The 26855-nt window shown below is 41.6% G+C and carries 19 protein-coding genes and 1 other RNA gene; 11 read left to right on the top strand and 9 right to left on the bottom strand.

Annotation, left to right across the window (positions count from 1 at the left end):
- Nucleotides 1-134: 134 nt before the first annotated feature.
- The 4 genes from KCV26_00100 (at nucleotide 135) to KCV26_00085 (ending at nucleotide 7344) form a co-directional block, all read left to right on the top strand.
- Nucleotides 135-1415, top strand: coding sequence for a fimbrillin family protein (locus tag KCV26_00100; protein WZX36831.1), 1281 nt, complete (start codon nucleotides 135-137; stop codon nucleotides 1413-1415).
- 425 nt (nucleotides 1416-1840) lie between these two features.
- On the top strand, nucleotides 1841-2959 hold the full coding sequence (locus tag KCV26_00095) for an efflux RND transporter periplasmic adaptor subunit (GenBank protein ID WZX36830.1): 1119 nt from the start codon (nucleotides 1841-1843) through the stop codon (nucleotides 2957-2959).
- A gap of 4 nt (nucleotides 2960-2963) precedes the next feature.
- Nucleotides 2964-6017, top strand: a complete 3054-nt coding sequence (locus tag KCV26_00090; protein ID WZX36829.1) for an efflux RND transporter permease subunit — start codon at nucleotides 2964-2966, stop codon at nucleotides 6015-6017.
- On the top strand, nucleotides 6010-7344 hold the full coding sequence (locus tag KCV26_00085; protein WZX36828.1) for a TolC family protein: 1335 nt from the start codon (nucleotides 6010-6012) through the stop codon (nucleotides 7342-7344). The genes KCV26_00090 and KCV26_00085 overlap by 8 nt, the downstream gene beginning before the upstream one ends.
- Here the strand turns inward: KCV26_00085 and gltA are convergent.
- Both gltA and KCV26_00075 read right to left on the bottom strand, forming a co-directional pair.
- Nucleotides 7333-8799, bottom strand: a complete 1467-nt coding sequence (gene gltA / locus KCV26_00080) for an NADPH-dependent glutamate synthase (GenBank protein ID WZX36827.1) — start codon at nucleotides 8797-8799, stop codon at nucleotides 7333-7335. The two genes, KCV26_00085 and gltA, sit on opposite strands and share 12 nt — an antisense overlap.
- A gap of 58 nt (nucleotides 8800-8857) precedes the next feature.
- On the bottom strand, nucleotides 8858-9640 hold the full coding sequence (locus tag KCV26_00075; GenBank protein WZX36826.1) for a sulfide/dihydroorotate dehydrogenase-like FAD/NAD-binding protein: 783 nt from the start codon (nucleotides 9638-9640) through the stop codon (nucleotides 8858-8860).
- 269 nt (nucleotides 9641-9909) lie between these two features.
- Between KCV26_00075 and ssrA the strand changes: the two genes are divergently transcribed.
- Nucleotides 9910-10312, top strand: a transfer-messenger RNA (tmRNA) gene (gene ssrA, locus KCV26_00070).
- 74 nt (nucleotides 10313-10386) lie between these two features.
- Here ssrA and KCV26_00065 read toward each other — a convergent pair.
- From KCV26_00065 to KCV26_00055, 3 genes are all read right to left on the bottom strand, one after another.
- Nucleotides 10387-11613, bottom strand: a complete 1227-nt coding sequence (locus KCV26_00065) for a TlpA family protein disulfide reductase (GenBank protein ID WZX36825.1) — start codon at nucleotides 11611-11613, stop codon at nucleotides 10387-10389.
- An 11-nt stretch (nucleotides 11614-11624) separates the two neighbouring features.
- On the bottom strand, nucleotides 11625-13163 hold the full coding sequence (locus KCV26_00060; GenBank protein ID WZX38281.1) for a SusD/RagB family nutrient-binding outer membrane lipoprotein: 1539 nt from the start codon (nucleotides 13161-13163) through the stop codon (nucleotides 11625-11627).
- A 92-nt stretch (nucleotides 13164-13255) separates the two neighbouring features.
- Complete coding sequence (locus KCV26_00055) at nucleotides 13256-16465, bottom strand: SusC/RagA family TonB-linked outer membrane protein (protein ID WZX36824.1); 3210 nt, start codon at nucleotides 16463-16465, stop codon at nucleotides 13256-13258.
- Nucleotides 16466-17078: 613 nt separating this feature from the next.
- Here KCV26_00055 and KCV26_00050 point away from each other — a divergent pair.
- Both KCV26_00050 and KCV26_00045 read left to right on the top strand, forming a co-directional pair.
- On the top strand, nucleotides 17079-17378 hold the full coding sequence (locus KCV26_00050) for a transposase (protein WZX36823.1): 300 nt from the start codon (nucleotides 17079-17081) through the stop codon (nucleotides 17376-17378).
- A gap of 184 nt (nucleotides 17379-17562) precedes the next feature.
- On the top strand, nucleotides 17563-18270 hold the full coding sequence (locus KCV26_00045; protein ID WZX36822.1) for an IS3 family transposase: 708 nt from the start codon (nucleotides 17563-17565) through the stop codon (nucleotides 18268-18270).
- Between the two features lie 13 nt (nucleotides 18271-18283).
- Here the strand turns inward: KCV26_00045 and KCV26_00040 are convergent, their stop codons facing one another.
- Entirely contained in the window at nucleotides 18284-18520 is a 237-nt protein-coding gene (locus KCV26_00040) for a hypothetical protein (protein WZX36821.1), read from the bottom strand.
- Between the two features lie 299 nt (nucleotides 18521-18819).
- Between KCV26_00040 and KCV26_00035 the strand changes: the two genes are divergently transcribed.
- From KCV26_00035 to KCV26_00020, 4 genes are read left to right on the top strand one after another with little or no spacing between them, the layout of a single operon-like run.
- Entirely contained in the window at nucleotides 18820-19110 is a 291-nt protein-coding gene (locus KCV26_00035) for a hypothetical protein (protein ID WZX36820.1), read from the top strand.
- The gene (locus KCV26_00030) at nucleotides 19111-19569 is read left to right on the top strand and encodes a peptidase S24 (protein ID WZX36819.1); all 459 of its coding nucleotides are present in this window, start codon (nucleotides 19111-19113) and stop codon (nucleotides 19567-19569) included.
- Nucleotides 19544-20794, top strand: coding sequence for a Y-family DNA polymerase (locus KCV26_00025; protein WZX36818.1), 1251 nt, complete (start codon nucleotides 19544-19546; stop codon nucleotides 20792-20794). The genes KCV26_00030 and KCV26_00025 overlap by 26 nt, the downstream gene beginning before the upstream one ends.
- 2 nt (nucleotides 20795-20796) lie before the next feature.
- Nucleotides 20797-21519, top strand: coding sequence for an SOS response-associated peptidase (locus tag KCV26_00020; protein ID WZX36817.1), 723 nt, complete (start codon nucleotides 20797-20799; stop codon nucleotides 21517-21519).
- Between the two features lie 184 nt (nucleotides 21520-21703).
- Here the strand turns inward: KCV26_00020 and KCV26_00015 are convergent, their stop codons facing one another.
- Genes KCV26_00015 through KCV26_00005 form a run of 3 tightly spaced genes read right to left on the bottom strand, consistent with a single transcriptional unit; the run spans nucleotide 21704 to nucleotide 26831 of the window.
- Complete coding sequence (locus KCV26_00015) at nucleotides 21704-23845, bottom strand: AAA family ATPase (GenBank protein WZX36816.1); 2142 nt, start codon at nucleotides 23843-23845, stop codon at nucleotides 21704-21706.
- Between the two features lie 15 nt (nucleotides 23846-23860).
- On the bottom strand, nucleotides 23861-25759 hold the full coding sequence (locus KCV26_00010; GenBank protein ID WZX36815.1) for a site-specific DNA-methyltransferase: 1899 nt from the start codon (nucleotides 25757-25759) through the stop codon (nucleotides 23861-23863).
- 4 nt (nucleotides 25760-25763) lie between these two features.
- A complete protein-coding gene (locus KCV26_00005; protein ID WZX36814.1) occupies nucleotides 25764-26831 on the bottom strand; it encodes a hypothetical protein in 1068 nt (355 codons plus the stop codon).
- Nucleotides 26832-26855: the final 24 nt, after the last annotated feature.

The raw sequence follows: 26855 nt of genomic DNA, 5'->3' as shown, positions 1-26855 counted from the left end.
TATTGGGATACAAAGATAAGGAAAAAAAGTAAAATTTTTTTCTGTTCCCTGAATCAAAAGAAATTGCGGTCATTTTTTGGAAATAACACTTTCTCTTATTATCTTGTTGCTTTAACACTTAAGTATTTAGAATTATGAAAACAAATCATCTGCTCTTATTTCTTATGCTTCCGTTTTTACTTGCCTGTGAAGGCGAAAGAATCGATTTTTCAATCATAAACAGAAGCATCAGGGTGAATGCCTGCATTGACGGCGTGAGGACACGGGTTTCTAACGATACCTGGACTGAAGGGGATGCTATCGGGATTTATATGGTTACGGCCGGAAATGGGCTTACCGAAGGATCCGTTCGAGCAAAAAATGCGAAATACGTAACGGAGGGCGACGGAACTTTCAACCCTATTGCCGTTTCACACGATGTGAAGTTTCCAATTGACGGGACAAACGTGGATTTTATTGCCTATTACCCCCACGGAACTGTTAGCGCGGCTTTTGAATATGCAGTCGATGTGACTGATCAGACTGACCCGTCTGCGATTGACTTGTTGTATGCAGACAATGCCACAGATTTAAATAAGAACTCTCCATCCGTCGATCTTTCTTTCACTCATCAGTTATCGAAGCTGGTCGTTTATCTTAAAACCATCGACGGATCGGCTTTGATGAACACTGCAGTAACGATAAAAGGAACCAATACCCAGGGAGTGTTCTCCCTGGCGGACAAGTCGCAAACAGCTTCAGCAAAAGGAGATATTGCGATGAGAATGAGTGACGACGGAGCATCTGCCGAAGCCATTGTCTTGCCTGCTGAAAGCCTGGCGGATGCAACCCTGGAGATCATTAACGGGGAATATGGTTATGTTTATGATTTGAACAGCTCAACAATCATCACCTCATTCAAGTCGGGATATAAATACACCTATACGATTGAGTTGGATACACGTTATCCGCTCAGCGCAACGGCCACCATCGCCAATTGGCTGGATGTGCCAGGTGAAACGGCAACGGTGTCAAAAGATTTTAAGGTCTATAAACCCGTGGGGGAGGGAACCTTGGAAAATCCATATACCCTTGAAGATGCCCGAAATGTATCACCGTCAAGCGGGGTTTGGGTAAAAGGATTTATCGCGGGTGGTTATGCCGGCACTACCGTCGGTACTTTTACCAACGACCTGACGAATAACACCAAAGTTAAAGATACTTCACTCGCTTTAGCCGAATCACCCGGTGAAACGATCGGTGCAAAGACATTTCCTGTATCCCTTCCTTTGGGAGAAATCAGAGATAACTTGAATCTGAAAACAAATCCGGGAAATCTGGGCAAAGAGGTAAAAATAAAAGGAAAAATTGGTACTTATTACGGTGCGATGGGTATACCTGATGCTACTGCTTATGTGTTTATTGTTGATCAATAGTATATACAGCTAAATATGAGATCTGTAAATGTCTTGTGGAGAGACTGTGTTCTAAAACAGGCATGATTCGGATATGCTGTCCGATAAAACTTAATTATTTCGGTTTTCAAAACAAAAACAGGTTTTTGGCTGTTTTATCGGGTAAAAAAATATCTGTATGGGCAAGACTGCTTGCAAAGAAAAAGATTTTGAAGAAGCCAAAGAGCCGAAATACGTTTGTAAGAAATGTGGAGCAAAGGTTAAGAAGGAAAAACAAGCCTGTAAACCCAGGAAAATTTAGCGGGCTCTCGAGTTTGATTTATTGATTTTCGTCGATGGATTTGTCCGGTCTGTCGATTTTGAATTTTAAAAAAGACTAAAAAGAACGTCCGCTTCCTCTTGTTGTGGCTTTTAATCGCTAAATTTGGCCAAATTTGGACTGAAAAATGAAAAAAAACGCCAAAATTTCACTATTTACAGTTATTGGTTTACTGATTTTGGGAATGGCTTTTTTCCCGAAAATAAAATCGCTTTTTTCTTCCGGTAATCCACAAACAGAAAATCAGGGACCGCCTAGAGGGGGTGGCGGAGGAGGAGCAGGAAGGCAGCAGTTGAGTGTGACTGCCATGGTCTTACAACCGCAGGTCCTGCGAAGTGACCTCTATATTGCCCGGGGCATTTTATTGCCCGAGGAAGAAGTTGACCTCACTTTTGAAACCTCCGGTAAGATTACCCATATTTATTTTCGAGAAGGGTCGTTTGTTACTCAGGGAGCCTTGCTCGCCAAGGTAAACGATGCCCCTTTACAAGCCGAATTAAGAAAACTTCAGACGCAGCTTCCTTTGGCGCAGGATCGGGTTTACAGGCAGGGGACACTGCTCGAAAAAGATGCCATCAGCCAGGAGACGTATCAGACGGTAACCACTGAACTGGAAAAGCTGAAGGCCGATATCGACCTGATTGAATCTAGAATTGCTCAAACCGAGTTAAGGGCGCCGTTCAGCGGAGTTATCGGATTGCGCCAGGTAAGTGTGGGAGCATATGCATCACCTGCAGTGATCGTTTCAAAACTGACGAAAATTTCGCCGTTGAAGCTGGAATTCTCCATGAACGAAAATCAAGTCAGTCAGATACCTCCCGGAGCAAAAATAACCTTTACGGTAGCCAACGACCTAACGACATATGAGGCAGAGGTATATGCCGTGGAATCGCAGTTGGATCCCAAGACGCTGACGTTGAAAGCCCGCGCACGCTATGCTAATCCGGGCGGAAAGCTGAAACCGGGCATTTCTGCCTCCATTCAGACATTAATAAGCGAAATTCCCGATGCCATAGTTATTCCGAGCATCTCAAGCATTACCGAAATGGGAAGGGATATTGCCTACATTTATAAAAACGGGCAGGCACAGGAAGTAGAGATAACCAAAGGGTACCGGACAGCATCTTCCGTACAGGTGCTTTCCGGACTATCTGCCGGAGATACATTACTTACAACCGGTGTGATGCAGTTGAGAAATGGATTGCCGGTAAAAATTTCAGAAATAATTTCCAAACCAACGGACTAACAGTATGACCTTATCCGAACTCAGTATAAATCGTCCGGTTTTAGCCACGGTGTTGGTGCTGATCATCATCATTTTCGGGGTGATCGGATATACCAGCCTGGCCGTACGCGAGTATCCCAACGTGGATAATCCCATCATTACGGTATCCGTGGGGTATCCCGGTGCAAATGCCGAAGTGATCGAGAACCAGATTACAGAGCCGTTGGAACAAAACATCAACGGGATCCCTGGTATTCGCTCGCTGATGAGCCAAAGCAGCCAGGGAAACTCGAGAATAACTGTTGAGTTTGAATTGAGTGTTGATTTGGAAACGGCGGCCAACGATGTACGCGACAAGGTTTCCAGGGCTATGCGATATTTGCCTCGTGATGCGGATCCTCCAACGGTTGCCAAAGCCGATGCCGATGCCGACCCGATTATGCAGGTTACGGTCGAAAGCCCCACACGCTCGCTGTTGCAATTGTCCGAAATAGCCGAGCTTACCGTAAAGGAACGTTTGCAGACCATCTCCAACGTGAGTGCGGTGGAGATTTGGGGAGAAAACCGGTATTCGATGCGCTTGTGGCTCGATCCGGTAAGAATGGCATCCTATAACATTACCCCCATGGATGTGAAAAATGCCCTGGACAGGGAAAATATTGAACTGCCGGCCGGAAGCATCGAGGGAGACCATATTGAGCAATCTATCCGCACCATGGGGCTGATGCAGACCCCTGAAGAGTTTAACAACATGGTGATTATCGAGGACGATTACCGGATCGTAAGGTTTGGCGATATCGGAACGGCAGAACTGGATACGGAAAACCGGAAAAATATCCTCAGGCGTAACGGTATACCTATGGTCAGCTGTGTGATCATTCCGCAACCCGGGGCCAATCAGATTGTGATTGCCAACGAGGCTGCATTGAGAATAGATCAGATGCGCAAGGACTTGCCTGAAGATATTAAGCTCGATGTCGCTTTCGATAATACACGGTTTATCCGTGCGTCCATCTCCGAAGTGCAAACGACGGTTTTGGTTGCTTTTGTGCTGGTGGTGCTGGTAATCTTCCTCTTCCTGAGAAATACCCGTGTAACGCTTATTCCCACACTGGTTATCCCCATCTCGCTTATCGGGACATTCTTTATCATGTATTTGGCGGGATTTTCCATCAACGTGCTTTCCATGCTTGCGGTGGTGCTTTCCGTGGGACTGGTGGTGGACGATGCCATCGTGGTAGTAGAAAACATTTATGCGAAAGTGGAACAGGGAATGTCTCCCAGGGATGCGGCTGTGGAAGGTTCGAAAGAGATATTTTTTGCCGTTATATCCACGACTATTACGCTGGTCGCCATATTCTTTCCGATAATCTTCCTGGAAGGAATGACGGGACGCTTGTTCAGGGAGTTCAGTATCGTTATTTCGGGAGCGGTAATAATTTCGTCTTTTGTTGCACTGTCCTTTGTTCCGATGCTCTCGTCGAAACTGCTGAAAAAGAAAGAAAAACACGATAGGATCTATGAAAAGACCGAGAAGTTCTTCCAGGGAATGAATGCTTTTTACAATAGGTCGCTGAAGGCGTTTCTTCACCGCAGGTGGTTGATTTATCCGGTTATTGGGGTGGCATTGGTACTTATTGTGGTTTTGTGGAATACCATTCCGGCCGAGATGGCTCCCCTGGAAGACCGATCACAAATTATGATCCGGACTTCTACCCCAGAAGGGGCGACTTTTGAGTTTACAAGAGATTATACCGAAGGTATTTCACGAATTGCAGATTCCGTGGCCTGGGAAAGAGAATCAAACATTACCATGATCAGGGGTACTTTCGGAATGGTCCGGCTTGTTTTACCGGACATTAAGGAGCGCGAAAGAAGCCAGATGGAAGTGGCCGATGCGTTGTCTGCTGCGGTTAGAAACCAGACTGCAGCCCGTGCGTTTGTGCAGCAGCAGTCCACTTTTGGCGGCCGTCGTGGCGGGATGCCTATCCAGTATATCTTGCAAGCGCCCAACATCGAAAAACTTCAGGAGTTTATCCCTCCATTTATGGAAAAGGTGAATCAAAGCCCTTATTTTCAGATGGCCGACGTCAACCTGAAGTTCACCAAGCCCGAAACCCGGATCGTGATCGACAGGGATAAGGCAGCTTTGCTGGGCGTAAGCACCCGCGATATCGGGCAAACCTTGCAATATGCATTAAGCGGCCAGCGCATGGGTTACTTTTACATGAACGGAAAACAATATCAGGTGCTGGGAGAAATAAACCGCCAGCAACGGAACACACCGCTTGATCTGAAAACCATCTACCTGAAAAATTCCTCGGGACAGATGATCCAAATGGACAACCTGGTCAAACTCGAAGAAACCGTTGCTCCCCCGCAGTTGTACCGATACAACCGGTTTAACTCAGCAACCGTTTCAGCCGGCTTGGCACAAGGGTATTCGCTGGGCGAAGGGTTGGAAGAGATGGACAGGATCGCGGCAGAAGTGCTGGACGAAACCTTTCGGACGGCGCTGGAAGGCGAATCGAGAAACTTTCGTGAAAGCTCTTCCAGTTTGCTTTTCGCTTTCGGGCTGGCCATCATACTTATTTTCTTGGTATTGGCCGCACAATTCGAGAGTTTCAAAGACCCGTTCGTAATTATGCTTACCGTTCCGTTAGCTGTTTTTGGCGCCTTGCTCTTTATGTGGTTGTTTGGGGTTACCATGAATATTTACAGCCAGATCGGGATCATTATGTTGATCGGTTTGGTCGCCAAGAACGGAATCCTTATCGTTGAGTTTTCCAACCAGCGCCAGGCAGCGGGAATGAATAAGTACGACGCGGTGATGGGCGCCTCCATCCAGCGTTTACGCCCGATATTAATGACAAGTATATCCACGATACTGGGATTGTTGCCGCTGGCAATGGCTACCGGAGAAGGAGCCAACGGACGTATTGCAATGGGTGTTGCCGTAGTTGGCGGCATGCTTATTTCCACACTGTTGACGTTGTTTGTCGTTCCGGCCATGTACATGTATGTATCCACCAGTAGAAAATCGAAAACAAAAGAAAACATCGAAGTTCAACATGTTTAAATTAAAGAGATTCGTTCTTCCGGCTATTGTGCTTCTGCTCCCTTTTTTATCGGCTGCACAGGCAGTTATAGATTTAAATGAAGTGATACGTATCGGGTTGGAGAACAACTACGACCTGAAAATCAGCAGGAACGAACAACAGATTTCCGACAACAACCTGACGTTGGGTAATGCCGGATTCCTTCCTTCAGTGGGACTGAATTCAGGGTATAGTGTACGGGAAAACAACTCCGATCAGTTTCCGGCCGATGGAGGCGAGGCAGTCACGACAAGAAACTCCGTGACACAAACGCTTGATGCCGGATTAAACCTGAATTGGACCATTTTTGAAGGATTCAAGGTCCAGACAAACTATAAACGCCTGCAGGAACTGAAATCGGTGGGCGAACTGAATACTCAGCTGGCGGTGGAGAACTTTATTGCTGATATTTCGGCTGAATACTACAACTATGTTCAGCAAACGTTACGCATGCGGAATTTACGCCAGGCGCTGAACCTGTCACGTGAGCGGCTGCGAATAGTGGAAGCGCGTTACCAGATAGGTTCACTCTCCCGGCTCGACCTGCAGCAGGCGCGCGTGGATTTTAATGCCGACAGCTCGCAATTGATTCAGCAATACGAGGTTTTGCACAGTTCGCGCATTCTGTTGAATGAGATGATGGGTACAGGTAATGTTGAACAGCATTTTATGGCTGCCGATACAACCATCTCGTTTGACCCGATGCTATCTAAACTGGCACTTTACGACAACATGATGAAAGTAAATACCGCACTGCTCCTGACCGAAAAAAACAAGGTGCTGAGCGAATTCGATTTGAAAACGCTGCAAAGCCAGAATTATCCTTACCTGAGGCTGAACGGCGGATACGGATTCACACACTACGACTACACCAAAGGGAATTTCGACAAGCAGCGGACCTGGGGCCCTACGGTAGGGGTTACGCTTGGTTTTACCATTTTCGACGGGTTTAATAGGAGTCGTGAACAGAAAAATGCACGGATCCGGATAGACAACCGAGAACTTCAGGTGGAAAGGCAGAAGCTTATGCTGCAAAGCGATTTTGCCAATATGTGGCTTGCCTATCAAAACAATATACAACTCACTAACCTCGAAAAGGAAAGCCTGGAAAATGCGCAGATCAACTACGAGATTGCGATGGACAGGTACAAGCTGGGCGACCTTTCGGGGATTCTGTTGCGTGAAGCACAGGTAAGCCTTCTTCAGGCCGAGCAGCGATTACTCACCGCACAGTACCGCACCAAACTTTACGAAATTTCATTGTTACAGATCAGCGGAAGGATAGGGGAGTACCTGTCAACTCATTGATGCGTGCATCGCCTTGGCTGCTTTTCTGCCGTCACCCATGGCAAGGATCACTGTTGCTCCGCCCCGGACAATATCGCCGCCGGCAAAAATGGTCTCATCGGCAGTTTGCATGGTGTCTGAATTTACCACAACGGTTCCCCACGAAGTGATCTCCAGGCCCGAAAAAGAGGATGGGATCAGTGGGTTGGGCGATACTCCCACACTCACGATAACTTCGTCTACGTCCACCCAGACCGTATCCCCTTCGATCACCACCGGCTTTCTCCTGCCGGAAGAATCGGGGTCACCCAACTTCATCCGTTGCAGCAGCATCCGCTGTACATGTCCTCGCTCGTCCCCTTCGTAACGAATAGGATTGTGTAATGTCAGGAAATTTATTCCTTCTTCTTTGGCATGCTTCACTTCTTCCAGACGTGCAGGCATCTCTTCTTCCGAACGGCGGTAAACAATCATTGCTTTTTCCGCACCCAGCCGGCGAGCTGTTCGTACGGCATCCATCGCGGTATTGCCTCCTCCGATAACGGCGACTTTTTTCCCCATTTGTACGGGGGTATCGCTTTCGGGGTCTGCTGCTTGCATCAGGTTTACCCGCGTGAGGTATTCGTTACACGACATCACTCCGATCAGATTTTCGCCCGGAATATTCATGAAATTCGGCAATCCCGCACCGCTTCCGATGAAGATACCCCGATAGCCGTCGGCTTTCAACTCTTCCTGTGAAATGGTTTTCCCGATGATGCAGTTGGTGATGAACTTAACACCCATTTTTTTCAAAACATCAATCTCTATATCCACGATATCGTTGGGCAGGCGAAACTCGGGGATCCCGTAGCGGAGAACGCCCCCCAGTTCATGCAATGCTTCAAAAACCGTAACGTCGTAACCCAGTTTAATCATGTCGCCGGCAAAAGCCAGCCCGGCAGGGCCGGATCCCACGACGGCAATCTTTATACCGTTTGCCGGAGCAATCTCGGGAATGGAAATGTTGCCGCTTTTGCGTTCAAAGTCAGCGGCAAACCGTTCCAGATGACCAATAGCTACAGGCTCCTTGCCCAGTTTCAGGGTGTAAAAACATTGGCTTTCACACTGCCTTTCCTGTGGACAAACCCTACCGCAAACCGCAGGTAAGGCGCTGGTCTCTTTTAGCGCTTTAGCCGCTTCCAGCACCTCTCCACGTTCGATGTTCTTGATGAACTTGGGGATGTTTATTTCAACCGGACAACCGGTAATACAGGTGGGATTAACGCAGTCGAGGCACCGTTGAGATTCGGCTTGCGCTTGTTCCGGAGTCAGTCCCAGATTGACCTCATCGTATGTGCGGCTTCTGATTGTCGCATCCACTTCCGGCATTTTTACGCGAACGAGGTTGGTTCTCTCCTTGTTTTTTAGCGTTTTGCGCAACTCTTCGCGCCACAACTGTGCTCTTTCTGCTTGCAGATATTCTTGTGTAGGCATTTATTCTCTGTTCTTTGCTCTTTGTTACTTGTTCTTTGTTCTTTGTTCTTTGTTCTGATCAATTATACGCTTTCAGCCGCATCAGCATCTCATCGAAATCTACTTGATGGGCGTCAAACTCCGGCCCGTCCACGCAGACGAACTTGGTGACCCCACCCACTGTCACCCGGCAGGCACCGCACATCCCGGTGCCGTCAACCATAATCGTGTTGAGCGAGGCAACGGTGGGCACACTGTATTTTTTCGTCAGCTCCGATACGAACTTCATCATGATTGCCGGGCCGATAGTCACGCACAGGTCAACCGGTTCGCGCAGGATTACCTGCTCCACTCCGGCAGTGATCAATCCCTTTTGTCCGTATGAGCCGTCGTCGGTCATAACGATCACTTCGTCTGAAAATTTTCGTACCTGATCTTCCAGGATGATCAGGTCTTTGTTTCTGGCGGCAAGGACGGTAATTACCCGGTTGCCCGCATTTTTCATGGCTTCAATTATCGGAAGCATGGGGGCAACACCCACACCTCCTCCGGCACAAAGGACCGTACCGAAATTTTCAATGTGCGTGGCCTTTCCCAACGGGCCGACCAAATCCGTGATGTAATCTCCCGGCTCCAGTTGACAAACCTTTTCCGAAGATTTTCCAACCCGCTGAATCACCAGGGTTATGGTACCTTTCACGGGGTCTGATGAGGCGATGGTGTAAGGCACCCTTTCCCCTTTCTTGCCCACCCTGACCATCACAAAGTGACCGGCTTTTCGGCTTCTGGCAATCAACGGGGCTTCAATCTCAAACTTGACAACTTTGTCGGAAAAATTCTCCTTCGCTATAATTTTGTTCATTCGATCTGGTAATTTTTTACAAAAATATAGATTTTAATTCAAAAAACGAGGAGATTACCCTTCAAATTGTGGTCGAAAATGTGGCAACTCCTCTTTCCCTTGCATGCTTGAACTTATATAGGTGTTATAAAAACCGCTAAACCGTTCACTGAGGTTGGATGTTTGCTGTTGATAAGTACATGCGTATTTGCGGGGCAATATGGGTTGCAAAGAAAAATTTGTTCGTTTTAAACCAATTCATTAACTTTGTATCGAATTACGTGACTTATGGGGTTGACCGGTTTTGACAGCGGGCAGAAGTGGTTTGTAAGCATGCAGTGCGTTGTTGGTTCGCACTTTAATATCAATCCTCAAAGCTATAACTGGCAATAATAACAATTACGCTCTTGCTGCGTAACCGAAGTACAGTAGGTTAATCGCTTAATCCCGGCCAAGGTGTCGGGACAGGACATCACCCGGAAGCTGTGGCTTCGAAGCGTGCCGATCAGGTGGTGCAGGTAAATCGGAGATAGGAGGGGAGAAGCTTTGGCTCCTTTCCGAAATTAAAAAGCTAAGGATGGAGTTTGGTGGTTTCAGTCGCGCTCTTTCCCTACAATTAAAATGAGACTAAGCATGTAGAAAGCAAATTAATTCCTCGTTTGGACGAGGGTTCGAGTCCCTCCAGCTCCACTGGAAATTGAATGAAATGAAGAAAAGAGGTTGTTCGTGAACAACCTCTTTTCTAATTGTAAAGAAAAACTCAGCTGTTATTCCGAAAGTAAACTATCGATTAGTGAATTAAAATCTTTCTTGAATTCTTCGTAAAATAAACCGGTGGCCGGCCCGGTAAATCCGGTATGTATTTTACGGACTTTTCCTTTTTTGTCGATAAAAAAAGTCGTGGGATAACTGGAGAGTTTATCAATCTCGGGAAGAACTTTTTGAACCGTGGCATCCCCCAATTGTCCGGCGAAGAGAATTTCATAATCAACATTGTATTTATTTATCAATCGGGAGAGCGTGCTTTTCGCGTAATTCAAATCATCTTTACGCTCAAATGCAAGTCCGATGATTTCCACTCCACGGTTTTTATTTTCCGTATACCAGGGAGACAAGTATTCCATTTCATCAAGACAGTTTGGACACCAGCTACCTAAAATAGAAACAATAACCACTTTGTCTTTATAGCGGTTATCATCTACAGAAACCAGTTCTCCATCGAGATTTGGAAGTGAAAAATGTAATGATTCATAGCCAGGCTTCATGTTAGTAAGCGTATAGGGGTCTGCTAAAGACGCTTGGTCATTTCTTACTCCAATCAATTTCGTAATACCGCGTGTTGTATAAAACTGGCCATCAAAATTATCGTTATCACGAAAAGAAATTTCAATCAAATAAGGACTTAAACCGCTAAACGCCGAAAGTTGGAGGCCAGTATCGGTATAATTCCCTTCCAGAAAACGCAAGTCTCCTGCGTTTGTCAGAACTGAACCGGTTACTGTGTTATTATCGGTCTTGAATACACCAACATTGCGTGTGGTATCGCTTTTCTCGTCAATGAAATGGATATCCCATTTGCCATCAATTCCAATTTCAGACGGATTGGAGACAACCGGAAATCTTTCTGTCTGATTAAACTCTGCTCTAAAAGGAACTCCCTGATCGTTTTCAATGTAATTTTTCAGGAATCTCCCTTCGAGATTCTCTCCATTTAGTTTTGCCTTGATAAAAGCGTCGTATGCTTCAATCGGAATGGTTACTGAATCGTTGGAGAAAGTAACATTGGAAAGTTCAACTCTTTCATCTCCATTCTTAAGAACTACCGCGACAGAGTCATTCTCCATCGTTTTTACCTCGAAAATAAACGGCGCCCATTTATCCTGCACGGCCAATTCACCTTTCCAGACTCCCTCCTTTAATTTTGGAGTGTCTTGTAATGTGCACGATGCAATCAACGTGCCGATTACAATTGGTATAACTATTAATCTTCGCATAATTTTCAATTTTATTTAAATATCCACAATTTGGTTTCAATCACATCTCCGCCTTGTGAAGCAATGGCGTCCTGATAACTTTCTTTATTTACAGTTTGTTCCTTTACCGGGTAATACAATCGCGAAGGCACACCCCCATCTCCAAACAACGGATTAAAAGTGTAAGAAACATTTTCACCTTCGACGATTCCGTTGAATACTACGTCATTTCTTTTAACCAGAAAATTCGGATACCCCGTACGGCGATATTCGCTCCAACTTTCCAAAAATTGAGTAAACAGTGCTATATACTTCTGGTTTAATACGTTTCGCTGATTTGCCGCAGGTAATGCATTTACATAATTTTGGATATCTGCCGACGGTATTCCCCATTTTTCCAACGATGCCTTAACCGCTTTTTCATAGTCGGATTGACTCCATTCATTAAATTCTGAAATCAGAAAAGCAACTTCGCTGTATTCCTGCAAAACTTCCCCGTAGTTTGCTGCGTTGTACAACGCGCCCGGCAAACTTATGTTTTGAGCCGAGAATTTACCTGCCTGGGCTTCAGTCATTCCGTAAGGTAGCCCTACAAAATTACCGGCACTGTTTTTTAGTGCATAAACGCTTAATCGCGGATCAGCTACTGGCAGTTGGGAATTTTCCCCTTTCAACAAATTGACAAAAATGTGAGAAATAGCAAAATCTTTCCGATTTGCGGTAACGGTTGCTCTATATAACGGAGCTTCGTTCGGAGCGACAGTGGAGTATTTATAAACGGCGTTATCGTCATTCGAGGTGAACACCCCCTTGTTCAACGCATCGGAAAAATGCGACTGATACAGATCCGGATTTTTAGCCTTTAGCCGGGTAGAGAAACGAAGACGAAGCGAATTCGCAAATTTTGCCCACTTACCATTATTTCCGGCATATATTATATCTGATTTACCAAAAGTTACTTCATTTGAATACTTGAGTAATGTGTCGGCGGCTTGTTTTAATTCGTTCAAGATATCCGGATAAATTTTTTCCTGAGAAGCATATTTGGGCGTAATATTATCGGGATTTTGTTGCAACGCCTGAAAGTCGGGGTCGTTATTTCCATAAGAATTGTATGGAATATTTCCAAAAACATCGGTTAAGGCATAATACGCATACGATTTCAGGATGCGGCTAATAGCAATTTGATTAGCGTTTCGTCCGGCTCCGCTGGCAGTTACAATATCTTTCGTAGATGGATCGGTGTTCAAATCTATAATCTCCTGTAAATTATTCAGTACTTTATACAATTCACTCCAATATTCGGCCGAATAACCAAAAGGAATATCGTATCTTGATTGACTTGTATAGGTGTTTTGACTTAATTGCTGAACAAACAGTGCCGAACCACGCAACGAAACACTTTCGTTTCGAAGATTATCCACTAATTTTTTTTCTGCAGTTACAATCAACGATGTTGTTGGCACAAAAGTAGGACGATTGGGATCGATGTTTAAATCCTCGTTGATACACGACGTTAAAACAATCAAGATCAACCCTGTTATAACAGAATATATTTTTGTTACTTTCAAAGGTATCGTATGTAACTCACTTTTAATCGTGTTCTTGGGTGTAAATAATTTTGATGCTCGTTTCATATCAATAGTTATTTTTTCGTTAGAAATCAGAATCTAAAATTTAAGTTCAAACCATAAGTGATGGGGGTTGGCAGGTTTCCACCTTCAATACCTTGTACGTTTCCTCCGCTGTTAGTCAGCTCGGGATCAATGATCTTGCTTGTTCTGTATATATAAAACAGATTGCGTGCGTAAAGCGATGCATTGATGTTTTGTATAAAACTTCCTTGTGGTAATTTAAAGTCATAACCCAACGTTAACTCCCTGAATTTAATAAATGTTGCATCGAAAATGTCGAACGTGGTCGGGCCGTTATAATGATTTCGTGCCCAAGCTTGTGCCGATACTTTTGTGGTGTTTTCTGCCATGTTCGAAACTGTGTATGTTCCGTCGGCATTGAATGCCACATCAGCTTTGACTCCGTCTATTATCACACCGGTTTCGCGAATACCGTTTGCAGCAGTTTCAGGCAATATGCCGGAATACATGGCAACTTTATAGGTTTGAGAAAAGAATTTTCCGCCCACACGCGAATCGATGAGAAAACCTAGATTGAAATTCTTGAATCTGAACTGATTTTGAAAACCCCAAAGATAATTCGGCAAAACGCTTCCTAGGGGTTGTAATTGTTGGGTGCGCATGTAAAGACCATCCGAACCTACGACTTTTCGTCCATCGGGTGCAAACACGAAGTCGTAACCGAATAATTGTCCGTAACTTTCACCTTCTTGCGCAGACAAACTAACCAGGGTGGTACTTAAGTCTAGCTTTGAAACAGCATCGGAAAGCTTGACAATTTTGTTTTTATTTTTTGAGAAATTAATGATCGAGCTCCAGCCGAAATTCTTTGTTTGTACAGGATTTGCTGTAAGTGTCACTTCGAAGCCCCGGTTATTTATCTCACCGGCATTGATCAGTTTCGTTGTGTAGCCAAACGCGTCGGAAGTAGGAAGTGAAATAATCTGGTTGCGGCTTGTGTTGTTATAATACGTAACGTCCAGTCCGATCAGATTCCCGAGAAACTGCAACTGTAATCCTGTTTCAACCGACGACGTAATTTCGGGTTTCAGGTTCAGATTATTCAACTGGCTCGGTAACGTATAAGCTATATTTCCGTTTATGGCAGGAAGCGATTCGTAAACTTTATACAGTTGATAAGGATCAGTATCGTTACCTACCTGTGCCCAACCCAATCGAAGTTTTGCAAACGAAAGCCAATTGCTGTTTTTCAATCCCGATAACTCACTCAAAATAACGGAAGAGGTTAGAGAAGGATATAAATAGGAGTTGTTTCCCTTAGGCAAGGTAGATGACCAATCGTTTCGCAAAGTTCCTTCTACATAAACTGTGCTTCGCCACCCATACGAAGCGCTGCCGTAAACTGAAGCGAGAGCTTTGTCGTAAAAACCGGTTATAGGATTAATGATAGTTGACGTAGCGTTGGTTAAGCTGTAGAAATTCGGCACGATCAATCCACCCGAAGTTACCACGTCGCTTATTCTTCTCTTTCTCTGCAAGTAATTTGTTCCGATATTGGAAACAAGCGAATGGTCACCCCAGTTTTTTGTTATTGTAGCCAATAATTCATAATTAAACTCGTTGTACTTTTGACTGTACTCAGAATAGGATGATTGAGAACGCGAATAAACGGCGATACGGTCTTGTGAGTTGTATTGATATACGTCGCCATTAATTCGTCCGGTAACAGATAACCAATCCGAGGGCGTAATTTCTATCCCTACATTACCGTACAACCTGTCGCGATCTTCTTCCAGATAACTTTCATATGCCGACCAATACGGATTATCGATATACTTTGTCCGTTCATCTTCAACGGTGTTTCTGTATCCGGTTCGGTTCCATGCACGAGGTGTGCCATCGGGACGCTTATATTCCTGTAACTTTTTATAATCAATTTGTACCATTCCCCACTGGTATGCTTCAAGTATGATGTTTCGGTTGGAAGCTCCTGTCCACGGACGCCCCAGTGACTTGTTTTTTAAATAATTAAAAGTACCAAAGAACGACACATACTTTCCATTGGTTGAACCCGAAATATTTACCGAGTTTCTGTCTAAAGATGAATTGGGAACCGTTCCGGTTACATTCCTGTTTGTCAACGACAAACGAATGGAGTGCTTGTCGGAAGACTGTGACAGTGAAATGTTGTTGGTATTGGAAACGCCGGTTTTAAAGAAATACGTCACATCGTGCTTTGGATAAACCCAAGGTTCAGGTTTTAAATAATCGCTTGGATATTCCGGATCAAGATTATACCAATGCAATACAGGCGTACCGTCTAATTTTGGCCCCCAGCTTTCGTCTGAAGCATAATCCACAATTTTGTATTCCCGCCCATCAATCGTTGCTGTAGAAAAAGTTGTATTGTAACCTCCTCCGTAAAGCTTCTGGCGCTCGGGCAAACGTGCGATATTCTCGAATTCTATTCCGGTGTTCAGTTCAATATTTATCTTCCCTTGTTCGGTTGTTCCTCTTTTGGTAGTAATGAGTATTACTCCGTTAGCAGCTCTGGAACCGTACAAGGCCGCAGCGGAAGGCCCTTTCAGTACGCTTACTTCGGCAACATCATCGGGATTGATATCCTGAATGGTACTTCCCACATCTTTTCCCGCGCTTCCGTTAATGGTTAACGAGGTGTTCAAATCGGTATTGTCGAGCGGTACGCCATCAATAACATAAAGAGGCTGGTTGTTACCCGTAATTGAGTTGATTCCTCGCAATGTAACGCGCGACGATCCACCCATATTGCCTCCGCTTGAAATTACCTGAAGACCGGATACAACACCTGCCAGCGCGCTCAACGTATTGGTAGGGCGTGTTTTGAACACATCGCTTGATACACCCTGGACTGCATATCCCAAAGCTTTTTTATCTCTTTTGATCCCCAGCGCAGTAACCACCAGTTCGTCCAATAATTCACTGTCTTCTGCCATGACAACATCAATAACTGTACGGCCATTGACTTGAACCGACTGCGTTTTCATTCCAACATAACTAAACTCTAATGTTCCGTTTGTAGGAGCATTGTTCAATACGTAATTTCCATCAACACCGGTTACCGTGCCTGAACCTGTCGCGCTTTCCACGCGGACAGTAGCCCCGATAACGGGATCTCCGGATGTTGCGTACGTTACGGTACCCCTTACCGTGATATTCTGAGCAGAAATAGATAAGACAAAAATACCCAACAACAACGTAAGGGTATTCTTGATTGTAAGAATTTGATTGCTTTTCATTTTTTTTGTTTTAAGTGATTTTAAAATGTTGAATTTGATACAAAGTTTTCTTTTAGTTTACATTTCAATTATTATGATTTTATCATCCATATATCTTTAATTTTAATTTATTTATGTTTAGTAACTTAAATGATAAATACTTCTCTAATGGATATTTACCAATAAGTTATGCCTGATTAGGGCACGACAAAGTTTGAGAATAAGAAAGGGGTAGGGGAGAATTGTCAGAGACACATTCGGGAGAATACAGATAACCTACAACAACAGCACGAAGTTTCGTGCAACTTGAACGTTTTTTTATTGTTGACTTGATGGATATTCACGATCATCTGTTTTTTTGACAGTACAAAGGTAAAACATTTTTTTTATTTACAAAATATCATTGATACAATGTTTTTGGTGTCAATTGTGTATTTTTTCTTTAGGGAAATTTTTTTAACTTATGAGTCTAAAAAAAATATTGTTGTTTGTTGAAGTATTTCACACGAAGAAAACGATTGCGAAACTGCGCAGATAATTCTGTGGTATTAGGCGTGGATGCCCCTTGTCATTACTGGAATTACTAACATAGCCGGGACACAGAGTTAAGCATAAACGCTTATTTTTGTGTAATATGAGAAAACAAAGAACCCATTTTGACAAGGCATTCAAAGAGAATGCGGTCAAACTCAGTTTAGAACGCAAGAATATTTCCGAGCTTGCACAGGAATTGGGTATTGCCCCCTTTCTTTTATATCGTTGGCGGAAAGAATACCAGCAGAAAGGAGAAGCCAGTTTCCCCGGACACGGTGTCCAGTCATTAAGTGAAGATACCAAAAGGATTGCTGAACTGGAAAAACGCCTTGGCGAGGCTGAAACGGAGCGGGACATATTAAAAAAAGCTTTGAGCATCATCTCCAAGAGAGATCGTTGATCTATCTCTTTATAAAGGAATATAACTCGAAACGAAGGACGGTCGAGGTGATGTGCAGAGTACTGAAAGTCCCCAGGAGCAGTTATTACCGCTGGCTTAAAGATCCGGAGGGCCAACGTAAGCGCAAATATATGGAGCTGGACGAAAAGATCAGGGATGCATATTTTGCAGCCAGGGGGACGCAATGGAAGCCCCCCGGCTGGCAAAGGATTTGCAGGTATCCGGAACTCCTGTCTCGAGAACCACTGTAGCATGCCACATGAGGAAAATGGGCTTGCGCAGCAAACTCTCGAGACGATTCAAAGTGACGACGGATGCCTCTCACAACTATAAGGTTGCTCCAAATCTGTTGAATCGCGAATTTAATCAGAATGAGCCTGTGAAAGCGTGTGTCTCTGACCTGACGTATATTCCGTGTAAGGATGGATTTCTTTATCTGACCTGTGTGCTGGATCTTTTTGACCGCAAACTGATCGGATGGTCCATAAGCGATCATATGAATGCATCCCATACCGTAGTTCCGGCCATCAGGATGGCCAATAGGAACAGACCTTTTGGAGAAGGAATGATATTTAATTCTGACCGGGGCATACAATATGCTTGCAAACAGACTGTCAATCTGTTGAAATCCTTGAAGCTGGAACAAAGTATGAGTGGAAAGGGAAATTGTTGGGATAATGCCGTGGCTGAAAGCTTTTTCAAAACTTTCAAATCTGAATTGGTCTATGGTACCAAACTCAAAACAAGAGAGCAAATGCGCTTGTATGTATTTGAATATATTGAATCCTGGTATAATCATAAAAGAAGATTCTCAGCATTGGGAAACTTAACCATTGATGAATTTTGGAATCAGTATAATATTAAAAAAGAATCAATTAAAAATGTCGCTTAACTTTTTGTCTCAATTAAGTTTGCAAGTCCAGGGTATTCTTTCCTGATTTGGTTATATAACTGGGATCAATGGCAATTGCCTTGCGATCTCCGGTTAATACCCTATCAGACAAGGACAAGTTAAACTCCAGCCAATCAAAATCCTTCGAGAAGTTCTGGCGAAATCGCTGTTCACACGACTTGCCATATCTCCCCAATTGTAGGAAATTAATCCTGCCGGGAATGACCAGATACAAAATAAGCGTCTCCATAAGGAATGATTTGAAACTTTTGTTTAACTTCGTGGTTAGTTCACCAAGAACATCACTACAGATACCTCTATATTGGTTAAGTATGCTGGTTCTATCCATCTTTATTAGGTTTTGATTAGCTATAAAAATACTGATAATCAGCTACTTAACCATCTTTTTTATGTTAAACTATGTTATGTAAATCATTGAATTTTAATTGGTTAATTGAATATTTACCGAAGTATTATTATAAAACAATGAAAGAATTCCGCATTATTTTACGCAAAAAAACAATACATTTGTAGAAAATAATATGACCTATGGAGAAAGAACTAAACGTTTATATCTGGTATAAATCAGCAGATAAACATAAGGAATACAAAGGTATACGATGCGCTACTGAAGATGAGCACAAGTCTGACTCCGGTTATCTTTTTCCAGGAGAAGTTGAGCAAAAGCTAATGAGCTACGAGACTCTTGTCAACAAGTCGCATGAAGAAATATGCGACACAATATTGTTGAATATTTTAACGCCGGAATGGAATTTTTCGGATGATGACAAAGAACAGATTACCGGGGATGTGCGTTTACTTGCGGAAAGCCTGATATAAATGAAGAAAATTATTTCATCTTCAAATTTAGATTTTTACTCACCCGAGATAAGTGAACTGGAACTTCCACTTGTGGGTGAGGTAACTTGCGGGTTTCCCTCACCTGCGGACGATTTTCTTCAAGACAGCATCGATTTGAATAAGCTACTTGTCAAGCATCCCGATGCTACTTTTTATGCCATTGCCCGTGGCTACTCGTTGTCTCCGCTTGTATATCCCGGCAGTATTCTGGTGATCGATAAATCGGTTGAATGGTCGTCCGACTTGCTCGCCTGTTGCTATATCAATGGCGAATTCACAGTGAAATGGATCGAAAAAACGGATGATAAGATACGACTGATTTCGCTCAACAAGGATTTCCCGGTACTCGAATACACCCACGAGCAAGCGGAGGTTTTTATTTGGGGAATTGTAACAGCTATCGTAAACAAAAATGTACGCCTTAGTAGATTGCAATAATTTCTATGCATCGTGCGAGAGGGTTTTCAACCCTTCACTTAACGGTAAGCCCATTGTCGTGTTGAGCAACAATGACGGGTGTGTTATTGCCCGTTCCAACGAGGCAAAAGCGTTGGGTATTAAAATGGGTGCCGTGGCTTTTCAAATCCAACACATCATCCGGCAGCACGACATTCAGGTCTTTTCCTCCAATTTTTTATTGTACGGTGATATGAGCCGCAGGGTGATGAATATTCTATCGGCCTACTCACCAAACTGTGAGGTGTATTCCATCGATGAGTGTTTTCTCGACCTTACCGGCTTCGACATCAATTTTAGAGAATACGGTTCTTCAATTCGTAATCGGGTCAGAAAATGGACGGGATTACCCGTGAGCGTAGGTATTGCACCCACTAAAGCCCTTGCAAAAGCGGCTAACCGGATTGCCAAGAAGTTTTCAACACTGGATGGTGTTCACGTCATAGACACTGAAGAAAAACGGATAAAAGCCCTCAAATGGTTGCCAATCGAAGACGTATGGGGAATCGGAAGAAGGTATGCCCGAAAACTACAGGCAATGGGTGTAAAGACCGCATATGACTTCACGCAATTACCGGAATCGCTGGTTCGTTCGTTTATGACCGTTGTGGGATGGAAACTTCAAAAAGACCTGCAGGGAGTACCCAGCATCGAGATGGAAGTGCCGGAGAAGAAACAAAGCATTGCAACAACCCGCTCTTTCGACAGGGATTACAGTATTTTTGACGATCTCCACGAGCGGATCTCCACCTTTACGATGATGAGTGCGGAAAAGCTCCGGGAACAGAAATCAATGTGCCAACGTCTGGTTGTCTTTATTGAGACGAACCGTTTTAATGAGAAAGAAGATTTTTATTCGAATAGTATTTTATTGAAGCTGCCTTTTCCCACTTCTTCATCGCTCGAACTGGTGAACTTCGCAGTTAATGGATTAAAGGGCATTTTCAGGGAGAACAAGCATTACAAGCGTGCAGGAGTAATTCTTATGGATTTTGTGGATGCAAACGAATATCAACCCTCCTTGTTTTTCAATTCGAACCCGAAGCATAAAAACCTGATGGAAGCTGTTGACAAGCTGAACAGCAAGTACGGCAAAACGCTTGTTCGCCTGGCATCCCAGGATGAGCTTATGCACAAGATGCGACGTCGTCACCTCTCGAAAGCTTATACAACGAATTTTGATGAACTAATTGAAATTAATATCTGATCATGTGTTTCACCATATCCCTCGAGAAAAAGGCTAAGGAAGCTATCCGTGAATACCTGAAATCAAATGAAGGTGTTCAGATGAAGTTTGATTTTGATGAAGATTTCTATTTGGTTTCTGGATTCTCTCACCCTAAGCTTCCTATCATTAAACAAGGTGCTATCACATTGTCGGAATGGGGACTAATCCCGTCATTTGCGGTTCAGGATAAAGCGGACGAATTGCAAAACATGACGCTGAATGCACGTTCGGATACCATATACGAAAAGCCATCTTTCAGGAAATCAATAGTCAGTCAGCGATGCATCCTTGTTGTCGATGGTTTCTTCGAATGGAGGCACGAAAACAACAAGAAATTACCTTTTTATGTTTACCCAAAGGATAAAACCGTTTTTTACTTAGGATGTATTTATAATTCGTGGGTTAACAAAATAACTGGAGAAGTTCGTGATACTTTCTCAATTATCACCACCGATGCCAACCCGTTGATGGAGTATGTTCACAATTCCAAGAAGCGGATGCCTCTCATTATTGGCAAATCAGACATCCAAGCCTGGATCAATCCTGAGACCAGTAAACAAGTGATTGATAAATTAATGATTCCGTTTCCTGAAAGTGAAATGAGTTTTCATGCCATTTCCACAGATGCCGGAAATTCTCGTAAAAACCGGAATGTTCCTGATATTAAAAATGAGGTGTCGAATAATTCAAATCTTTTGATTTGAAATATTTTACTATCTTTTTAAACTAAGAGTTAGCCCCATTAATCACTACACTAAATCATTTTTCGTAATAAATCACTTGGATAACGTATAATACACTCTTTTGCAGGTTTTGGTTTTAGCGTTGGCTCGTGGGGCTTGGCAATGTGTGTGGCTGTTGAGCGTTGGCTTGTCCTTTCATTTCAGATTAATTCTTCATATTGTCAAAATGTAGTTTGTCTTTGTCTTGAATAAGTCTCATTAGATATTTTGCTGATTTATGAATTTCCTGTGGATTCATTGAGCCATTTATTGAATGAGAGAGAATATTACAAACCTTAATCAATACACCAAGTTTTGCTTTTTCGCTGTTGCTTGTAATATTAAAAACACTCGCAATTTGATTTTGAATGTTACTTGTAAATTTTACATTTTTCCCAACTTTAAAACTGTACCATTCTTCAAAAATTCGCCTCATTACATTTGGATAGTGATATATCTGACACTCATTTTTTATATCCTCTTCACTTTTCTCTGAAAAATCATAAATCTCTTTGAATAAATAGTTGTATGGCTTTTCTTTACTACTTAATTTCACCAAATTGCTTATACCATTGGTTTTCCTTAATTCAAAAGTTGCAACATCTTGTTTGTTTTCTAAATTGTATGAAAGATTACAATAGTCATCCCAAGAATGAGTCAATACAAAAATTTGTTGATTTGGGAGTTCCAAAAGATTTTTCATAAGTTCCAGAATATAAAACCTATTCGAATCATCCATACTTGAGATTGGATCGTCAACTATGATAAGTTCAATTTCAGATTTTACGTTCTGTTGTTTGTTGTCTGCAAAAAGTTCGTAATAGAAAAACAGCAATGCTAAAAGGTTTTTCTCTCCTTCGCTAATATCCTTAATTGTAAGAGTTGCGTTTTCGTTGGTGCTTTTGATAATGTAATTTTTGTTGTCTGTATCAAGCTCAACCTTTAATGAAATATTTATGTCATTCAGAATGTGAGTAACAAAATCAGCAAAATCTTTTGTTTGACTTTTCTGTTGTTTCAAATCTTGAATTTCTTGCTGTTTTTTCATGTTGTTCTCTCGCTTTTCCTTGAGTTCAGCTTCTTTGTCTTTAACCTCCTGTAGCTTATCTTTTATAGTAGCTGATTGCTGTATTTCCAAACCAATTGCACCTTTTACTAAAGTGGTCAGGTTGTTTTGTTTCTTTTTTAACTCAGATAGTTGGTCGTTTTTGGCATTTGAGATAATTGAAATAGATTCTTCAAGCTCTTTTAGAGTTTCTGCTAAAAGTTCAAAATCAAAATTTTCTTGAACTTCAATGTTATCAATTTTCTTTTGACACGAATTTATAATAGCTTCAATAGTGTTTTTCTTTGCAGAAATTGCTGCAAAATGTTGCTCTATTTCATTGCCAATGTTGGTGGTGTAAGTTTTAGATTCTTTCTCAATAGCTATAATACTCTCTAAAAGACTTTGAAGCTGTTCTTTAAATTGCTTTAGTTTTTCAGTTGCTTTATGACGTTTGTTATCTTTGAATTCGACTATTTTTGCTTTGACATCTAAATAATCTAATTGGCCATTGCAGAATTTACAGTTATCGCCATCTTTATGAAGTTTCAAACCTGTTTCAATCCATTGAACAACTTCAAATTCCGGGATTGATATATCTTCTCCGAATTTTTTTTTGAATATTACTTTTACTTCTTCGATTAATGTTGTTTGAATTTTAGATAAGATTAATGGTCTCAAATTTTCGTTTTGTGCAATTTGTTTCTCAATTGCATTGTCGCCATTAATCTTTATCAGTTTATCGTCATCTGCTTCTATTTTTTTTGCATCCTGAAAATCTTTTTTGTAAAGTTCAATTACTCGCTCAACTGATTCATCTTTAGACTTTCTTTGAATATTGGCTTCGCCTTTTCGTCTATCGTGAATTTTGTCAATTTCAACTCTAATTTCTTTGCGTAATTTGGCGATATCTATTTCAAGTTTTCCAATTTCATCTTCTTTGATAATTAGCTTTTCAAGTTCTTTAATCTTGATTTCTATATCAACGTCACCTTTACTAAAACTTGCCTCAACGCCTTTAATTTTATCCTCAGAATTTTCAAGTAACAATGACTTTGAGATGTAATCTCTATCGAAAATTCTAAGATTCTCAGGCTTTTTGGTTGTGTCTTTTAGAAATTCATCTTTTATGCCAATAGCAATAGCACTTTTCCCTTTACCATTGTATCCAAATAGAATGTTTTTGGCACGAAAAAGTAAGTCGTTGGGATTTGTATAGCCAACAAAAGATTTAAGAGTAAAGTTATTTAGCTTAGTTATCATTTTACTTCAATTTTGCTAAAACACAATCTTCACATCTTCTTTATAGTTCTGTAAAGTTCCGTTTAGGCTGGCTGTCCAACCGTCAATAAATACTTTGCCGTTTTTAATGGCGTTTGAATAATCGTCACTCGTAATTTTCTCGCTGTTGGTTATGTAAAAGTGGTTGCCGATTTTGTAAATGCAATCTTTTACCACTTCTTCGGGAACTTGTGTCGGCTCGTCTAAACCAACGGTGAAAATCATATTGTAAATACGACTTAAAGCATCTGTATCATTTTCAGGAAATGAAATTTGTCCTTTGTCGTCAACTTTCAGTTTTGGTGCTTCTACACTGTCAAACACTTTAAAACCAATATCAGGAACTTGTTTTTTGTCTTCCTCAAACAATCCTGTCTTGCTGTTGTCAGCTTCTATGGCATTGGCAATTTTTTCTCCTGCTCTTTTCAAACGTTCTATTGTTATACTTGAAATTACTGGAGGTAAATTATTATCAATGCAAAACTTGTAAGCAGGTTTATCTTCTTTGATTGGCTCGTCTATTTGGCACAAAATAAATTTGCGGTTGCCACCATCTTCTGCATTTAATTGCATTACTGCGTGTCCTGTTGTTCCTGAACCTGCGAAGAAGTCAAGAATAATTGAGCTATCATCATCATAGGTTACGGATTTAATTATCGTATTGATAAGTTTTACAGGTTTAGGATTTGTAAAAATTTCATCACCCATAAGTTCTACTAATTGAGCTGTTCCATCTTCATTGGTTTCCATTTCGTAATGGACAGGTGAAAACATATTTTTCATTTTTTTTATTTCACCACCCTTTTTAATGTGATTGGGTCTAAATGGAATTTTTGAAACTACAATACCTTCTTTGTTTTTTATTATTTCATTTAGTGTGTCTTGGGAATATCTAAACTCACCTTCGAGAATAAATTCATTTTTATTAACTCCTTTTTCAATAATCAATTGGGTTTTTAATCTTGTTTTAATATTTCCTTCAGACATATCCTGCGGTTCTACAGTAGAATCTGGCATTTTAAACTGAACCGAGCCTGCGGGAAAAACAAGTTCTCCCATTGAATTACCTGCATTATTAAAAGGATATTTTTTACCTTTAGTTGTGCTTTCTACAGAAAACGGAAATGTTTCAGTGCTATTTTTCAAATAACATATAATATACTCCGATAATTTACCAACATTGTTATGAAGAAATGAAGGCTTCTTTTTCTTTTCCCATATAAATTCACTAACAAAATTTTCCTCACCAAAAATATCATCCATTAATAATCGTAATTGAGCTACTTCATTATCATCAATGCTTATAAAAATAACTCCGTCTTTACTCAAAAGGTCTCTTGCCAATAATAGGCGAGGATACATAAAAGCTAACCAACCATTATGGCTCTTTTTAGTTTTGAAGCTAAAATCCATTCTTGCAAAATCGCTCTCACTCAAATTTGCCAAGCCTAAAACTTCCGCTTCTTCTTTGTCGAATTTATCAGGGTAAATAAATTCTTCGCTTGTTGTATTGTAAGGTGGGTCAATGTAGATACACTTGATTTTTCCGCTGTAATGATTTTTCAGGATTTTCAAACTGTCTAAGTTATCGCCTTTCAGTACCAAGTTTTCTGTTGTGTCAATATTCTTGCTCAATGTATTATTAAGGCGTAATTCCTTTTCTGTCTTTTGAGCATATTTAGCCCTGGCAAAGTTTCTGCCTACAAAGTTCAATCCGTAACCGTTTACCTTTTCATCAACGGGCAAACCTAAAACGGCTTTCAGTTCTTCTAAATTTATTTCGGTGTCTCGTATTACGTTAGGGTAGTTCTCTTTCAGAAAACTCAACAATTTGTTTTCGTTGTTTTCTGTGCCAACAACCGTAAATCCTGCTTTTATAAAATCTTGTTCTGCCATTGTCTTATGCGTTGTTTATCAATGCCGCTAATTGCGTTTTATTGATACGTTCTTTAAATGAAATTTTAATGTTTTGGTGTTTGTAGTGTTCGCCTAATGCCTCAAAATACTTTTTGGCAAAGTCAATCTTGCCTTTTTCATCTACCGGAATTTCGGTTGACGATTTATAGCCTTTGGCTTCCACTACAAGAAATATTTTGTTGCCTTCGGTGCTTTTGATAGCATAGCAAAAATCGGGGTTGTAATCACCCAATGGTGTTTTGATTTTTAGGCGTGGAAGTTTGCCGAAAATTTCAATGCTGTCAATGTCGGGGTCTTGCTCCACAATTTCCAATTCAAAATCACTGTCATATTCAATCACTTCTTCAAATACCCATTTTGTTTTTAAACTGAAATCGCCTGAAATGTCTTTTTGAAATTTGCCTACGCTTCCTGTATCTAAATAGGTTTTCCCCCGTGTTGAGCCTGCCGAAACATCGGTTTTGAATACATTGGGCAAACCTGTTCCGTTAATACCGTCATACTTAATGTTTGCCTTGAGCATAGCAATTAAGTTCTTGTTGATTATTTCGGAAATTTCCCTTTGTGCCTGTTCAGGATTGTTGCAGAGCATTTTGGTTTTGAAATCATCACTCAAAGCATTGAAAATCTTTACAACAAATGAAATAGGGGTTTTGGTATTGTTTGATAAAGTGCGAACCAATTCTAAATAGTCAACTTTGCTTTTGTATGAAACAGTATCGGTTAGCCTTTCTGTAATTTCTCCTTGTTCGCCAATTTTGTTCACGTTTAGTTCTGCACGAATGGTTTGCAATAGAATCTCTTCAATGTTTACGGCTTCAATTTGTGTTTTTATGTTTTGTATCAGTTGACTTTCCTGCTCTGCGGTCAAAGTTTCTAAAACATAGAAAGCATTTTTATTGATAGCGTTCCAAAGATTTTGAAACTCTTGTAAGTGGGTTGCTTTTATGAAAACTTTCTTTTTCTCTTTTTTCTTATCAGCTTTCTGAACATAAGTGTTTGTGTCGGTAGCAAACAGGCTTTCAATGGCTTTCACTTGTTCTTCGGGCAAATTTTGTTCTTTTAGAATAGCTGT

This window comes from Petrimonas sulfuriphila, assembly GCA_038561985.1.
GTDB lineage: Bacteria > Bacteroidota > Bacteroidia > Bacteroidales > Dysgonomonadaceae > Petrimonas > Petrimonas sulfuriphila.
The sequence above is the reverse complement of the archived record's forward strand: the minus strand, read 5'-3'. Positions and strand labels throughout refer to the sequence as shown.

Coding starts and splice junctions, on each gene's coding strand:
- KCV26_00100 (WZX36831.1), top strand. CDS start 135: ATGAAAACAAATCATCTGCTCTTATTTCTTATGCTTCCGTTTTTACTT.
- KCV26_00095 (WZX36830.1), top strand. CDS start 1,841: ATGAAAAAAAACGCCAAAATTTCACTATTTACAGTTATTGGTTTACTG.
- KCV26_00090 (WZX36829.1), top strand. CDS start 2,964: ATGACCTTATCCGAACTCAGTATAAATCGTCCGGTTTTAGCCACGGTG.
- KCV26_00085 (WZX36828.1), top strand. CDS start 6,010: ATGTTTAAATTAAAGAGATTCGTTCTTCCGGCTATTGTGCTTCTGCTC.
- gltA (WZX36827.1), bottom strand. CDS start 8,799: ATGCCTACACAAGAATATCTGCAAGCAGAAAGAGCACAGTTGTGGCGC.
- KCV26_00075 (WZX36826.1), bottom strand. CDS start 9,640: ATGAACAAAATTATAGCGAAGGAGAATTTTTCCGACAAAGTTGTCAAG.
- KCV26_00065 (WZX36825.1), bottom strand. CDS start 11,613: ATGCGAAGATTAATAGTTATACCAATTGTAATCGGCACGTTGATTGCA.
- KCV26_00055 (WZX36824.1), bottom strand. CDS start 16,465: ATGAAAAGCAATCAAATTCTTACAATCAAGAATACCCTTACGTTGTTG.
- KCV26_00050 (WZX36823.1), top strand. CDS start 17,079: ATGAGAAAACAAAGAACCCATTTTGACAAGGCATTCAAAGAGAATGCG.
- KCV26_00045 (WZX36822.1), top strand. CDS start 17,563: ATGGAAGCCCCCCGGCTGGCAAAGGATTTGCAGGTATCCGGAACTCCT.
- KCV26_00040 (WZX36821.1), bottom strand. CDS start 18,520: ATGGAGACGCTTATTTTGTATCTGGTCATTCCCGGCAGGATTAATTTC.
- KCV26_00035 (WZX36820.1), top strand. CDS start 18,820: ATGGAGAAAGAACTAAACGTTTATATCTGGTATAAATCAGCAGATAAA.
- KCV26_00030 (WZX36819.1), top strand. CDS start 19,111: ATGAAGAAAATTATTTCATCTTCAAATTTAGATTTTTACTCACCCGAG.
- KCV26_00025 (WZX36818.1), top strand. CDS start 19,544: ATGTACGCCTTAGTAGATTGCAATAATTTCTATGCATCGTGCGAGAGG.
- KCV26_00020 (WZX36817.1), top strand. CDS start 20,797: ATGTGTTTCACCATATCCCTCGAGAAAAAGGCTAAGGAAGCTATCCGT.
- KCV26_00015 (WZX36816.1), bottom strand. CDS start 23,845: ATGATAACTAAGCTAAATAACTTTACTCTTAAATCTTTTGTTGGCTAT.
- KCV26_00010 (WZX36815.1), bottom strand. CDS start 25,759: ATGGCAGAACAAGATTTTATAAAAGCAGGATTTACGGTTGTTGGCACA.